Origin of the sequence: Rossellomorea aquimaris (assembly GCF_001877785.1) — a bacterium.
GTDB lineage: Bacteria > Bacillota > Bacilli > Bacillales > Bacillaceae_B > Rossellomorea > Rossellomorea aquimaris_A.
Genome location: NZ_MINN01000074.1, coordinates 589,885 through 604,515, shown reverse-complemented (window position 1 = coordinate 604,515; position 14,631 = coordinate 589,885). Strand labels below are relative to the sequence as shown.

The window sequence follows — 14,631 nt, the reverse complement described above, 5'->3', positions numbered from 1 at the left end:
GTCCTTATTTTTCATATGTTAAAATGAAGGAAGGTGGATGACGGTGGGGAAAAAATACTTGATTGGAATTTGTGTAATTGCTATTCTGACATTACTGGCAGTAGATAATCCACTAACGGATCAATATGTACTAGGCTTGAAACAGGATTCTGCGGTGGTAAGCGTGAGCAGTACAGAAGAATTAACACAGAAAATAAAGGAAGCTGCAAAATCAAAATACGTTCCTGCTCAAGATGCAAAAATTGACACTGTCTGGAAGGCTACTCCCGGTTATAACGGGGTAAAGATAGATGTTGAAAAATCATTGCAAAATATGAAAAAGGAACGAGGCTTTTCAGAAGATAAGCTTGTATACAAACAAATATCGCCGGCAACCCATTTGTCTGATTTATCCCCATCTCCAGTCTACAGGGGAAATCCTGATAAACCTATGATATCCTTTATCATAAATGTGGCATGGGGGAATGAATACATCCCCGATATGCTTGCCACTTTGAAAAAGCATCATGTTTATGCTACCTTTTTTCTAGAAGGCAGATGGGTAAAAAACAACCCGGAATTAGCGAAAATGATCGTGGATGCAGGACATGAGATAGGAAATCATTCTTATTCCCATCCTAATATGGAGACTCTTGAGACATCCAAGGTGACGGCTGAATTGAAAAAAACAAATGAGATTATTGAAGTGACGACCGGGAAAAAAGTGAAATGGTTTGCACCGCCGAGTGGAAGTTACAGGGATGAAGTGGTGAAAATCGCTCACAATATGGATATGCGTACGATTATGTGGAGTGTGGATACCATCGATTGGCAAAAGCCTCAGCCCGATGTCCTTATCAACCGTGTCATGACCAAGCTGCATAAAGGGGCGATAATCCTTATGCACCCGACTGCTTCAACCGCAAACTCGCTTAACAGCTTAATTGTCCAAATCAAAGACAGGGAGCTGAGGCTTGGAACGATCTCAAGTTTAGTCAAAGAGGAAAGGATCATTGAAGATTCCGATAATTAGGCGAACTCATCATTCTCTGCATCATGAATAGGAGGAACACTTTTTGATAAAGAAACATACTTGCCAAAATGGACTAAGAATCGTTTTAGAAGAAATTCCTACAGTCCGATCTGTTGCGATAGGTGTTTGGATCGCTGCAGGTTCACGTAATGAAGTACCCGATAATAATGGGATTTCCCATTTTCTTGAGCATATGTTCTTCAAAGGAACCAAAAACAAGTCCGCCAGAGAAATAGCAGAATCATTCGACAGCATCGGCGGACAGGTAAACGCATTTACCTCTAAGGAATATACCTGCTATTATGCCAAGGTACTTGACAATCATGCAGAATATGCCCTACATACGCTGTCAGACATGTTTTTCAATTCTTCTTTCGATGAAGAAGAAATGGGCAAAGAGAAAAATGTCGTTTATGAAGAAATTAAGATGTATGAAGACACTCCGGATGATATCGTCCATGATCTTCTCAGTAAAGCCATTTATGAACAACATCCGCTTGGTTATCCGATTCTTGGTACAGAAGACACACTGAGCACGTTTAATAAGGAAAAATTAAAGCAATATATGCATGATATGTATACACCGGATCAAGTCGTCGTATCCGTAGCAGGAAATGTGAACGAAAGCTTCATAAAAGAAGTCGAAAAACTATTCGGTTCCTATAAAGGCGGCAAGGGTCCTGAAGAAAGGGTACAGCCATCTTTCCATTACAATAAGCTGGCCCGAAAGAAAGATACTGAACAAGCTCATCTTTGCCTCGGCTTCGATGGCCTTCAAATCGGACACAGTGATATTTATAATCTGATTGTATTGAACAATATTGTCGGAGGAAGCATGTCTTCCCGACTATTCCAGGAGGTAAGGGAGCAGCGTGGATTGGCTTATTCCGTGTTCTCTTATCACTCTGCTTACCAGGACAGTGGTATGGTAACGATCTATGGAGGGACCGGGGCAAATCAATTAGACCAGTTATTTGATACCATCCACCATACCCTGGAAGACTTAAAGGCAGAAGGCATCACTTCCAAAGAGCTCACCAACAGTAAGGAACAGCTGAAAGGCAATCTGATGCTGAGTTTGGAAAGCACAAACAGCCGTATGAGCAGGAACGGAAAAAATGAATTGTTATTGAAGCGACATCGTACCCTCGATGAAATTGTGGAAGAAATCGATGGTGTGACAATGGAAAAGGTCAATAGGATTGCGAGAGACATCTTTACGGATGATTATGCCGTTTCGCTGATCAGTCCGGCTGGAAGCCTTCCTGAGAATATTAAATAACGTCATCACAAGAAGCAGGTGAAAGCCTGCTTTTTTATATTCAGTGACAGAAACTCCTTCTAAATATACTGGACAATGTATACATTGTACTACAGAGCAAAATGGGAGGACTGATTTCAGTGAGGTTGAGTGAGCTAAGCGGAAAAGAAATCGTGGATTACCGGAAAGCTGAAAGGCTGGGAGTGCTCGGTCACACGGATTTAGAGTTTGATGATAAATCGGGCCAGATTCACGCCCTTGTGATACCAACAGGTAAATGGTCAAGGAAACAATCAGGCGAAATCCGGGTTCCCTGGCATCAGATCAGGACAATTGGGACGGATATGATTATATTGGAAGTTTCAAGTGATTAATACTAACAGGTTCGGATTTCGAATACAAAAATAAATGAACATACCAATTAGCAGTCCTATTCGCAACTGAATAAGACTGCTTCTTTTTGTTGAATTATATAGAGGTTAATAAAATTAACGGTAAATACGCCCTGAATTTAGGACCCTTATCAACATGGGGCCCTAAAGTTTTGTCAGTTTGAAATTTGCATGCTAATTGTGATACCAATAGGTCTACCATAAATGATTTTTAACTAGATGGAGATTTTTGTGAGTACCCTCTGATTTTAATAAGGGGAGATTTTACCGTTATCCTTCAGAATCGGACTAAAATCAGGGGAGATAGGGGGAGATTTTACCGTTAAGGCAAGGTGAAAGGGGCCAATTTCATACTTTTGGAGTAAATAAGGGGAATGTTTCCCTCTATTTATTCCATATTTCGCGCTGATCCTTCAATAAGAGGAATATCTTCCCTTATTTTGGTCGTTTATTTTATGTAAATGATTATATATTTGAAGATCGCTAACCAACGCTTATCTTGGTATAAAACATGCTTGGAGCCTCTGAGCAAGCCGCCTCCGCTTTTCTTTTGTCCAGCTTCTGGGCTTAGAGGCACATGGTCAAACCGTCCAAGAAGGCAAAGAGCGCCTTCGTAGCCGGTCCGCCTTATGCCACCCGCCTCTGAGCAAAGCCCCTCCGCTTTTCTATTGTCCAGCTCCGGGGCTTAGAGGCACATGTCATAAGTCAAACCGTCCAAGAAGGCAAAGAGCGCCTTCGTGGCCGGTCCGCCTTATGCCACCCGCCTCTGAGCAAAGCCCCTCCGCTTTTCTTATTGTCCAGCTACGGCGACTAGCCCCTCGAGGTCATAAGATCAATGGTCCAAGAAGGCAAAGACCGCCTTCCCGGCCCATTGATCTTATGCTTGTCGGGGCTGAGCAAGCCGCCTCCGCTTTTCTTATCACCCATTGGGTTTTGATAACATACACTGTTGAAGTGAAAAGGGATTTAGAATAGCGATTATGTTAAAAGAAGGTGAAAGCAGTGATGTTGACCGGAATGCAGATCGCAGTTCTAGGCGGAGATGCTCGCCAGCTGGAGATCATTCGCAAGCTGACAGAGCTGGATGCGAAGATTTCTCTGGTTGGTTTTGAACAGTTGGATCATGCCTTTACAGGGGCTGTGAAAGAAAAATTAGGTGAGGTAGATTTCTCCATAATGGATGCCATCATCTTACCTGTTCCCGGCACGAATCTACAAGGAGAAATCGATACGATCTTTTCAAATGAAAAAATTTGTCTCAGTGAAGATCTCGTATCCCAGACGCCAGAGCACTGTACGATCTATTCAGGAATTAGCAATAAATACTTGGATAACATAGTGAAATCAACAAACCGGAAACTGGTTCAGTTATTTGAGAGAGATGATGTCGCCATCTATAATTCAATTCCTACTGTAGAAGGGACAATTATGATGGCTATTCAACATACCGATTTTACTATACATGGGTCTTCCATTGTCGTTCTGGGACTTGGAAGAGTGGGCATGAGCGTGGCCAGGACATTCAGTAATTTAGGCGCTAAGGTAAAAGTGGGGGCAAGAAAAAGCGAACACCTTGCCAGGATCACGGAAATGGGGCTGGATGCATTCCATCTGGACCAATTGACTAAGGAAGTCGAAAACTGTGATATCTGCATTAATACCATTCCTACTTCCATTATAAAAGCGAATGTGATTGCAAAGATGCCTCCTCACACCCTTATCATTGATTTGGCATCCAAACCGGGTGGGACCGACTTCCGTTATGCGGAAAAAAGGGGGATAAAAGCGCTGTTGGCACCGGGACTTCCTGGAATTGTCGCCCCGAAAACGGCCGGTCAGATATTAGCAAATGTTTTGGCGCAGCTTCTTGAAGAAGATTTTGATTCTGGAAAGGAGAGCTTAACTTGAGTATTAAAGGAAAACGGATCGGATTTGGATTAACAGGCTCACATTGTACGTACGATGCAGTATTCCCTGAAATTGAAAGACTGGTTAATAACGGGGCAGAAGTGATGCCAATCGTGACCTCTACGGTAATGAATACGGAAACGAGATTTGGAAAAGGGGAAGACTGGATCAAGAGAATTGAAGATGTCACAGGGCACAGGGTGATCGATTCTATTGTTAAAGCAGAGCCGTTAGGACCCAAAATACCTTTGGACTGCATGGTGATCGCCCCGCTCACCGGAAATTCGATGAGTAAATTTGCGAACGCCATGACAGATTCACCGGTACTTATGGCTGCAAAAGCCACCCTGCGGAATCACCGTCCTGTCGTATTGGGGATATCGACAAATGATGCATTGGGATTGAACGGCATTAATCTAATGAGGCTGATTTCGACCAAAGATATTTATTTTATACCATTCGGCCAGGATGCCCCGGAAAACAAACCTAAGTCAATGGTTGCAAGAATGACGTTGATTCAAGAGACGATTGAAGCTGCTATAGAAGGAAAACAACTTCAGCCAGTCATAATTGAAAAATTCTTAGATTGATTTCTTTGAAGGCTATCATCTGCCGGTTGGATGGCCTTCTTTTCATGCATATTTATAAATCATCAAAAAAACCACTATTGTCAAATAATTGTTTATGTTAAAATAACCTTTATTATAGTAAATGACTAAATTGTTTTTACTACTATTAGAGAACATAAACGGCTGGAAGGAGAGAAGAGTTTTGAATACAAGTGGTTATCATGTAGCAGTGGTCGGAGCGACGGGTGCTGTCGGCCAACAAATGCTTCATACATTAGATAAAAGGGATTTTCCGATAAAACAGCTGACTTTACTATCATCAGCCCGTTCAGCAGGATCGACTGTCACTTTCAGAGGGAAAGAATGGAAGGTGGAAGAAGCTAAACCGGAAAGCTTCGAAGGAGTTGATATTGCCCTATTCAGTGCCGGGGGAAGTGTATCCAAGCTGCTTGCTCCTGAAGCTGTAAAACGCGGTGCCATCGTGGTGGATAATACAAGTGCTTACCGTATGGACCCCGATGTACCACTGGTTGTACCAGAAGTAAATGAAGAAGATATCAAGCTTCATAAAGGGATCATTGCCAATCCAAACTGCTCCACAATCCAAATGGTAGCGGCTCTTGAGCCCGTCCGAAAAGAATATGGATTAACGAAAGTGATTGTATCTACTTATCAGGCAGTATCAGGAGCAGGGGCTGCAGCGATTGACGAAATGCATGAACAATCAAGGGCGATCTTAAACGGGGACTCATTTGAGCCCTCTGTACTTCCTGTAAAAGGGGATAAGAAACATTACCAGATCGCTTTCAACGCTGTTCCTCAAATCGATATGTTCCAGGATAATGGATTTACGTTCGAAGAAATGAAGATGATCAATGAAACAAAGAAGATCATGCATATGCCGTCACTGAAAGTATCTGCGACTTGCGTGAGGCTTCCTGTTGTAACAGGTCACTCAGAAAGTGTATATATTGAAGTAGAAAAGGATTCCGTCTCAGTAAAAGAACTGCAATCCCTGCTGAAAGAAGCACCAGGCGTAACACTTCAGGATATCCCTGAAGAGCAGGTATATCCGATGCCTGCCTATGCTGTAGGAAAGCCTGATGTATTTGTGGGCAGGATTCGTAAAGATTTAGACGAAGACAATGGATTCCATATGTGGATTGTTTCAGACAATTTATTGAAAGGCGCAGCATGGAACTCAGTTCAGATTGCTGAAAGCCTTGTTAAGCTTGGATTAGTGAAATAAATAAGAGGATCATCCTTCTACTATTCGCATCCCATTATCAGCCAATTCGCTTCCTTCATGCCTCTTGAACATTGACAATGAGGTGTAGTCATGAAAGTGATCGTTCAAAAATTTGGTGGAACATCTGTGCGGGATGAAGCAAGCCGTATGAAGGCACTTGCTCATATTAAAGGAGCGATTGATAAAGGTTATAAGGTGGTAGTAGTGGTCTCTGCAATGGGAAGGAAGGGAGAACCATACGCCACAGACTCTCTATTATCCTTGATCGGAGGACAGAATGCTCTTGTAAGTAAAAGAGAACAGGACCTGCTGTTATCTTGCGGTGAAATTATCTCCAGTCTGGTTTTCTCCACGATGCTGCTTGATAAGGGCATCCGTTCAACAGCATTGACAGGGGCTCAGGCGGGCTTCGTTACAAACAATGATTTTACAAAAGCAAAAATCATAGAAATGAGATGCAGCCGTTTGTACCAGGAGCTTGAAAATCATGATGCTGTAGTCGTTGCTGGTTTTCAGGGTGCGACAAAAGATGGAGATATCACCACAATTGGCAGGGGAGGCAGCGACACTTCTGCTTCTGCACTTGGAGCTGCACTGAAAGCTGAATATATTGATATTTTTACAGATGTCGAGGGTGTGATGACGGCAGATCCGAGGATATCGGCAAAAGCAAGGCCGATTTCGGTTGTGTCATACAATGAAGTTTGTAATATGGCTTATCAGGGGGCGAAAGTGATCCACCCGAGGGCAGTTGAGATTGCCATGAATTCGAGTATCCCGATCAGGATACGGTCCACCTACTCGATGAGTGAGGGAACATTGGTGACGACAGCCGAAAATACGAAGGCACACAAAGAATTCAGAAACCACCCTGTCACAGGTATTGCCCATGTAAGTCAGCTTACCCAGATTAAAGTTTTCGCAAAAAAGGATCAGTATAACCTTCAGGCTGAAGTATTCAAAGCGATGGCGAATGAGGGGATCAGCGTTGATTTCATCAATATCTCTCCACGCGGGGTCGTTTACACCGTGGCTTCTCCTCTTGCAGGAAAAGCGATAGCGACTTTAAAGAAAAAAGGTTACGATCCCGCTGTAGAAGAAAACTGTGCCAAGATTTCGGTAGTCGGAGGCGGGATGACCGGGGTTCCTGGCGTCACTTCGGCAATCGTGACATCTCTGTCCGACAATGGGATCAGAATACTTCAATCAGCAGACAGCCATACGACGATTTGGGTGCTGGTGAAGGAAAGTGAATTAATCCGTGCAGTGAATGCACTTCATGATGCGTTTCAGTTAGAGAAGGCCCATTGCACATTCAAAGCAGGTTAGATTTAGTAAAGGGGAGTGTAAGTCTTGAATTTTGGACGCGTTTCTACCGCTATGGTCACTCCATTTGACCATAAGGGAAATATAGATTTCATTAAAACGACTCAGCTCATAAATTACTTGATTGATAACGGTTCTGATTCCCTGGTGATAGCTGGAACCACGGGGGAATCGCCGACACTGACAAAAGAAGAGAAGATCGCTTTATTCCGTCATGTCGTAAAAGTCGTCGATGGCAGGATCCCGGTCATCGCGGGAACTGGAAGCAATAATACTCATGCATCGATCGAGTTGACAAAAAAAGCAGAAGAGGCTGGCGTCGATGCCATCATGCTGGTGGCCCCTTATTATAATAAACCGAGTCAGGAAGGGTTATATCAGCATTTTAAAGTAATCGCTGGATCAACTTCGCTGCCTGTCATGCTCTACAACATACCCGGCAGGTCGTCAGTGAATATTGGACCGGAAACCATTATCAGATTGTCAGAAATCGATAATATCACAGCCGTTAAAGAAGCAAGCGGAGATTTGGATGCAATGACCGAGATCATCTCTAAAACTACGGATGACTTTGCATTATACAGCGGTGATGACGGCCTTACACTGCCAATCTTGTCAATCGGGGGCTGCGGGATCGTTTCCGTTGCCTCACACATCATTGGGAATCAGATGCAGGAAATGATCCATCAATTTGTGGAAGGCAATATTGCCTCTGCAGCCAAAACCCATCAAAAGTTGCTGCCGATTATGAAAGGCTTGTTTACTAGCCCGAGCCCGACACCGGTAAAAACGGCACTGCAATTAAAAGGTCTGGATGTCGGTTCTGTACGTCTTCCGCTAATTCCATTATCCGAAGCTGAAAGAACAAAACTCAGCCAATTGATCAACAGCATATAGTCAAAAATGTGCAGGGTATCCTGCACATTTTTTTATGTTTGAACATAGTGATCGGGTAAATAGAAAAATATATGATTAAAAAAAGGATTTGAACTTCCGGTATCGAAATAGTTACGTAGAAAAATGATGCAAGCTTCGATATCATTCAGCAGAACGTACAAGAACCTTTACGTTCCTTTACAGGATAAAATTGGTTGTACTTGAAAAAAGGTATCAAGTATAATGAATATGACTGATTATAGATCGGGGAAGCACAGCATAGGAGGACACAAATTGTGAGTAAGACAAAAAATGATGCAATCCGCATAATTCCATTAGGCGGAGTAGGTGAAATCGGTAAGAATATGTACGTAGTGGAAGTGGACCATGAAATCTTCATCATCGATGCGGGTCTGATGTTCCCTGAAAATGAAATGCTGGGAATTGATATCGTCATTCCCGATATCCAGTACTTGATTGAAAATAAAGATCGAGTGAAAGGAATTTTCCTGACACATGGCCATGAAGACAGCATCGGTGCAATATCATATGTAGTAAGCAAAATAAAAGCTCCGGTGTATGGAACGAAATTGACGAATGCATTGGTCAAAGCAAGATTAAAGGACGCCAAGGTTCCGGATGATGTGAAATTCTTCACAGTACATACTGACAGTATGTTGAACTTTGATGGCGTACAGGTTTCTTTCTTCAGGACCACCCACAGCATCCCTGACTCGGTTGGAGTGTGTATACATACATCTGAAGGTGCAATTGTACATACCGGGGAATTTAAGTTCGACCAATCCGCGAAACACCTATACAGGCCGGACCTGGGAAAGATGGCTGCAATCGGTGACAGCGGGGTATTATGTCTGTTATCGGATAGTACGGAGGCGGAAAGACCTGGATACACGACATCGGAAGCAGTCATTGCCAATCAGCTGACTGAAACGTTCCGCACAGCAAAAGGCAGGATCATCGTTGCATGCTTTGCTTCAAACTTGATCCGCCTGCAGCAGGTCTTTGATGCTGCAGAGCAAAACAACCGTAAAGTCGCAGTCGTAGGCAAAAGCTTGAAGCGGGTATATGATATTGCTTTAAAACTGGGATACCTTCACATCCGCGACGGAATCATGATTTCGCTTGATGAAATTGAAGAATACCCAAATGATGAAATCGTCATAGTTGCCACCGGTAACCAGGGTGAACCATTTGAAGCACTGCAGAGGATGGCTAAGAAATCCCACCGGCTCGTCAATATCACATCCGGCGATACTGTACTCATCACAGCTACGCCATCTCCCGGGATGGAAGTGATAGTCGGACGGACAATCAACATGTTATTCAAAGCCGGTGCAGATGTACTGACAGCAAACAAGAAAGTCCATGTTTCCGGACATGGCAGTCAAGAGGATTTAAAATTCATGTTAAATATCATGAAACCGAAGCATTTTGTTCCGATCCAAGGGGAATACAAGATGCTGGTGGCACACTCTCAGCTGGCACATGACATCGGGCTGCCATACAGAAAGATATTTATCCTGGATAAAGGCGATGTCCTTGAATATAAAGAGGGAAAAATGAAAATGAGCGGCAGGGTGCAGGCAGGGAATGTACTAATTGATGGAAGCGGAGTCGGGGATGTCGGAAATATCGTCCTTCGCGACCGCAAGCTTCTATCAGAAGACGGTGTTTTCACAGTGGTGGTTACCATCAACCGAAAGACGAAAGCAATTGTAGCGGGACCTGAGATCATTTCACGGGGATTCGTATATGTAAGGGAATCGGAGGAACTGATTGAAGGTGCCTCGGGAATCGTCACCGACGTCGTGCAGACATACCTCCAAAAAGGCTCTTTTGAATGGTCTGCCATCAAGCAGGATATCCGCGACCAGCTTAACTATTACCTATTCAACAAAACGAGAAGACGCCCTATGATCCTTCCAATCATCATGGAAGTGTAGTCTCCTAAAAATGCTGAAAAAGCTGTCTGCTTAGTATAAGCGGATAGCTTTTTTTCTTTATATTGTGATTCAAACTTTGCAGTACAAACGTTAAGTAGTATGAAATGACACTCTTATAAAAATAATAACAACAGAAGGACTTGAAAAAGGAGATGTCACTATGAACGAGAATCAGATGAACATGAATGAAGAGCAGCCGGCTCAGCCGAATAAAAATGACGAAGATGGAAAAGGCAAGCCATCAGGTTTGATGGAAAAAATCCAGCAGCTTGGCCAGACCAATGTACCTCAGCTTTCTCAAGACTCCAATATTCACTGTTTGACGATTATAGGACAAATAGAAGGTCATATGCAGCTTCCACCCCAAAACAAAACGACGAAATATGAACATGTGATCCCGCAATTAGTGGCGATAGAGCAAAACCCAAAAATAGAAGGGTTGGTGGTCGTTCTTAATACTGTCGGAGGTGACGTTGAAGCAGGCCTTGCCATATCTGAAATGATTGCTTCTTTATCGAAGCCTACTGTATCAGTAGTATTGGGAGGCGGGCACAGCATCGGGGTCCCGATTGCTGTATCCTGTGATTTTTCGTACATTGCAAGCACCGCCACCATGACCATCCACCCTGTGAGGCTGACGGGTCTGGTCATCGGTGTTCCCCAGACATTTGAATATCTCGATAAAATGCAGGAACGTGTCGTCAGCTTTGTGACCAAGCACAGTAATATTTCAGAAGAAGCATTTAAGGATCTCATGTTTGCCAAAGGGAACCTGACCCGTGACATTGGAACAAACGTGGTAGGGGATGACGCCGTAGAATATGGATTGATTGACGGTATAGGGGGCATAGGTTCTGCCATCCGGAAAATCAATGAATTGATAGAAATTAAAAAACAAAGCGATGAAAAAGAAGGTCTGATTCAATGATTTTATATACAATGGTCCCTCAGGAGCAGGTATACCCCACAGATACAGAAGAATTCAGCGGACAGATGATGGTGGAGCATCAGGGAGTTCCCCTTCTTGTTCAAAAAGTCGAAGATAAATACCGTATCATCAGAATAATGAGCAGTGATCCCGCACATTACATGAACAGCACAATTTGTCCGGGGGAATTTATCCCGAATTAACAAAGAGGATTTTCTGTAAATATTGGATATGATATAATAAGGTTGAATCTGTGATGTAAACTTATATCCATTTTACCGGGAAGGGTCTGACACCTTAGGCACATGATATGCCCCAAGTGATCGGCCCTTTCTTCAATTACATACCAACAGAGAATTTAAGGAATTTAGGTGAAACATATTGGCAAAAAGGAAAAAGCGAAAGAAACGTTCTTCAACAACTGATTCTCTGAAAAAAACGATTAAATATGAAATCACCGGGCTGGCATTGATAGCTTTGAGTTTGATCTCAATCATCGAGCTTGGTGCAGTCGGAAAGGCATTCGTCTATTTCTTTCGGTTTTTCTTGGGGGAATGGTATATGGCTGCCTTATTATGGGTTCTCTATATCGCAGGATACCTGATGGTAAAAAGGGAAGTCCCACTGCTGTTCAGCAGACGATTGCTCGGACTATATATCATTGTCGCCAGCTTTTTACTATTAAGTCATGTGAAATTATTTGATCTCCTCTCCAATGACGGCATCTTTGAGAATCCGAGCGTGATTATGAATACATGGGATTTGTTCTGGATGGACGTCAACGGCGAAACCAGTACAACTGACCTGGGCGGGGGAATGATAGGCAGTATATTATTTGCTGTTTCGTACTTCCTGTTTGACTCCCAGGGAGCAAGGATTGTAAGTGCCACATTTATATTAATCGGCATCATCCTGGTGACGGGGAAATCGCTTGGCGAAGTATTGGGGAAGGCCGGCTTGCGTTTTCGTGAATTCCTAAGCGGCCAATGGGCAGCTTTTAAGACTGACATGAGTGAATGGAAGGAATCCAAAGAAAATAAAAAAGTGGAGAAGCAGCAAAAACAACAAAAAGCAAACAGCGATATGAAAAAGCAAGAAGCATCAGTTCCACAGCCGAATTCTGAAGAAGAAGAAAAGATTGAGCCGATCATTTCCAATTTTGCAGAAAGGGCATACGGAGGGATGCCTTCAGAGAAGGACAAAGAGAAAGAGGAAAATACTGAAAAGGCTAAGGAAGCCGGGTCACAGAATAATAGTGAGGAAGAATCTGAATCAACGCCGCCCATCACATTTACCGAAGTGGAAAATAAAGATTACAAGCTTCCTTCTCTGACGCTTTTAAAAAGTCCAAAACAAACTGACCAAAGCAATGAATATCAGTTGATCCATGCAAATGCAGCAAAGCTGGAAAGGACGTTTCAAAGCTTCGGGGTAAAAGCGAAGGTGACACAGGTTCATCTGGGCCCGGCCGTTACCAAGTACGAAGTCCACCCGGATGTCGGTGTGAAAGTCAGCAGAATCGTTAACCTGAGTGATGACCTGGCGCTGGCCCTTGCTGCCAAAGATATCAGGATAGAGGCACCGATACCAGGAAAATCAGCCATCGGTATTGAAGTTCCCAATTCCGAAGTAGCCATGGTATCCCTGCGGGAAGTATTGGAATCCAAGCAGCATAATAAACCAGACTCAAAACTCCAGATAGGGCTTGGCAGGGATATTACAGGGGAAGCTGTGCTTGCAGAGCTCAATAAAATGCCTCACTTGCTTGTTGCCGGAGCAACGGGAAGTGGTAAAAGTGTCTGCATCAACGGTATCATAACCAGCATTTTAATGCGGGCTAAACCTCATGAAGTAAAGTTGATGATGATCGACCCAAAGATGGTGGAATTGAATGTATATAACGGGGTTCCGCATCTGCTGGCACCGGTTGTAACGGACGCCAAGAAAGCATCACAGGCACTGAAGAAAGTGGTCAGTGAAATGGAAAGGCGCTATGAATTGTTTTCGCATACGGGAACAAGAAATATTGAAGGCTACAATGACTATGTGAAAAGGCAGAATATAGAAAATGAAGAGAAGCAGCCGCTGCTTCCGTACATCGTCGTAATCGTGGATGAATTGGCAGACTTGATGATGGTGGCATCGAATGATGTGGAAGATGCCATCACCCGGCTCGCCCAAATGGCACGTGCTGCAGGGATCCATCTGATCATTGCCACCCAGAGGCCGTCCGTTGATGTCATTACGGGTGTAATCAAAGCCAATATTCCTTCCCGGATTGCCTTTGCGGTATCTTCCCAGACAGATTCCAGAACCATACTTGACTCCGGCGGAGCAGAAAAATTACTGGGCAGGGGGGATATGCTGTTCATGCCTGTAGGTGCATCCAAGCCGACAAGGGTACAGGGTGCCTTCCTGTCGGACGAGGAAGTAGAAGATATTGTGGATTTCGTGATCTCCCAGCAAAGAGCACAGTATCAGGAAGAAATGATCCCGGATGATATACCTGAGGATTCAGGGAGCGGTGAAGCTGAAGATGAGTTGTATAAAGATGCCGTGCAATTAATTGCGGAGATGCAAACAGCCTCTGTGTCGATGCTGCAGCGCAGATTCAGGATCGGATATACGCGTGCTGCACGATTGATAGACGAGATGGAAGTAAGAGGGGTAGTCGGCCCTTACGAAGGAAGCAAGCCTCGGACAGTACTTGTAGGCAAACCTTCTGAAGAGCAAAATGCATAAAAAATTTAATGAGTGAAGCTGACCTTCGATAAAGGACAGCTTCACTTTTTTTATGAAAATGAGTCACACTATCATATCCGCTAACTTTAGGTGAAAAAAGAACCAGCCATTCCATGAATAAACTCCAAAAATTGTATGTTATCACTATCTTCTTCTTGGTTATCCACTAATGTGCTATACTATTAAAAGCGTTTTCAAAAATAAGTACTATGTTTCAGAAATGTTATAAAAAGCGAGAATCAAGATTTCATATGTAATATTATGTAATATTTTTAACGTTTTGATGATATAAACCCTTTATTTATTCTATTTTTTACCAAAATAATTTTCAGAATTGCCTTATTGGTCTTTTTTTTCGACAAAATCACATAATGCTATTTATTTATTAAAAGAAAAGTGTTATA

The 14,631-nt window shown here is 43.2% G+C and carries 12 protein-coding genes; all 12 read left to right on the top strand.

Annotated features, from left to right (window positions below):
- The first annotated feature begins 37 nt into the window (after positions 1–37).
- The 12 genes from BHE18_RS06860 (at position 38) to BHE18_RS06805 (ending at position 14,227) form a co-directional block, all read left to right on the top strand.
- A complete protein-coding gene (locus tag BHE18_RS06860; RefSeq protein WP_071617842.1) occupies positions 38–1,012 on the top strand; it encodes a polysaccharide deacetylase family protein in 975 nt (324 codons plus the stop codon).
- 43 nt (positions 1,013–1,055) lie between these two features.
- Entirely contained in the window at positions 1,056–2,294 is a 1,239-nt protein-coding gene (locus BHE18_RS06855) for a M16 family metallopeptidase (RefSeq protein WP_071617841.1), read from the top strand.
- A 119-nt stretch (positions 2,295–2,413) separates the two neighbouring features.
- Positions 2,414–2,647 carry a YlmC/YmxH family sporulation protein gene (locus BHE18_RS06850; protein ID WP_032088785.1) on the top strand — a complete coding sequence of 78 codons (234 nt, stop codon included), beginning with the start codon at positions 2,414–2,416 and terminating at the stop codon, positions 2,645–2,647.
- Between the two features lie 1,023 nt (positions 2,648–3,670).
- Positions 3,671–4,573, top strand: a complete 903-nt coding sequence (gene dpaA, locus BHE18_RS06845) for a dipicolinic acid synthetase subunit A (RefSeq protein WP_071617840.1) — start codon at positions 3,671–3,673, stop codon at positions 4,571–4,573.
- The gene (locus BHE18_RS06840; protein WP_032088783.1) at positions 4,570–5,163 is read left to right on the top strand and encodes a dipicolinate synthase subunit B; all 594 of its coding nucleotides are present in this window, start codon (positions 4,570–4,572) and stop codon (positions 5,161–5,163) included. The genes dpaA and BHE18_RS06840 overlap by 4 nt, the downstream gene beginning before the upstream one ends.
- A 181-nt stretch (positions 5,164–5,344) precedes the next feature.
- The gene (asd, locus tag BHE18_RS06835) at positions 5,345–6,391 is read left to right on the top strand and encodes an aspartate-semialdehyde dehydrogenase (RefSeq protein WP_071617839.1); all 1,047 of its coding nucleotides are present in this window, start codon (positions 5,345–5,347) and stop codon (positions 6,389–6,391) included.
- A gap of 90 nt (positions 6,392–6,481) precedes the next feature.
- A complete protein-coding gene (gene dapG / locus BHE18_RS06830; protein ID WP_071617838.1) occupies positions 6,482–7,720 on the top strand; it encodes an aspartate kinase in 1,239 nt (412 codons plus the stop codon).
- A 24-nt stretch (positions 7,721–7,744) separates the two neighbouring features.
- Positions 7,745–8,614 (top strand): 4-hydroxy-tetrahydrodipicolinate synthase, encoded by an 870-nt coding sequence (dapA, locus tag BHE18_RS06825; RefSeq protein ID WP_268876297.1) that lies wholly within the window; start codon positions 7,745–7,747, stop codon positions 8,612–8,614.
- Positions 8,615–8,889: 275 nt separating this feature from the next.
- On the top strand, positions 8,890–10,557 hold the full coding sequence (locus BHE18_RS06820) for a ribonuclease J (RefSeq protein WP_071617837.1): 1,668 nt from the start codon (positions 8,890–8,892) through the stop codon (positions 10,555–10,557).
- 175 nt (positions 10,558–10,732) lie between these two features.
- A complete protein-coding gene (locus tag BHE18_RS06815; protein ID WP_440480384.1) occupies positions 10,733–11,485 on the top strand; it encodes a ClpP family protease in 753 nt (250 codons plus the stop codon).
- The gene (locus BHE18_RS06810; RefSeq protein WP_071617836.1) at positions 11,482–11,688 is read left to right on the top strand and encodes a YlzJ-like family protein; all 207 of its coding nucleotides are present in this window, start codon (positions 11,482–11,484) and stop codon (positions 11,686–11,688) included. Before BHE18_RS06815 ends, BHE18_RS06810 begins: the two co-directional genes overlap by 4 nt.
- A gap of 178 nt (positions 11,689–11,866) precedes the next feature.
- Positions 11,867–14,227, top strand: a complete 2,361-nt coding sequence (locus BHE18_RS06805) for an FtsK/SpoIIIE family DNA translocase (protein ID WP_071617835.1) — start codon at positions 11,867–11,869, stop codon at positions 14,225–14,227.
- The last annotated feature ends 404 nt before the right edge of the window (positions 14,228–14,631 follow it).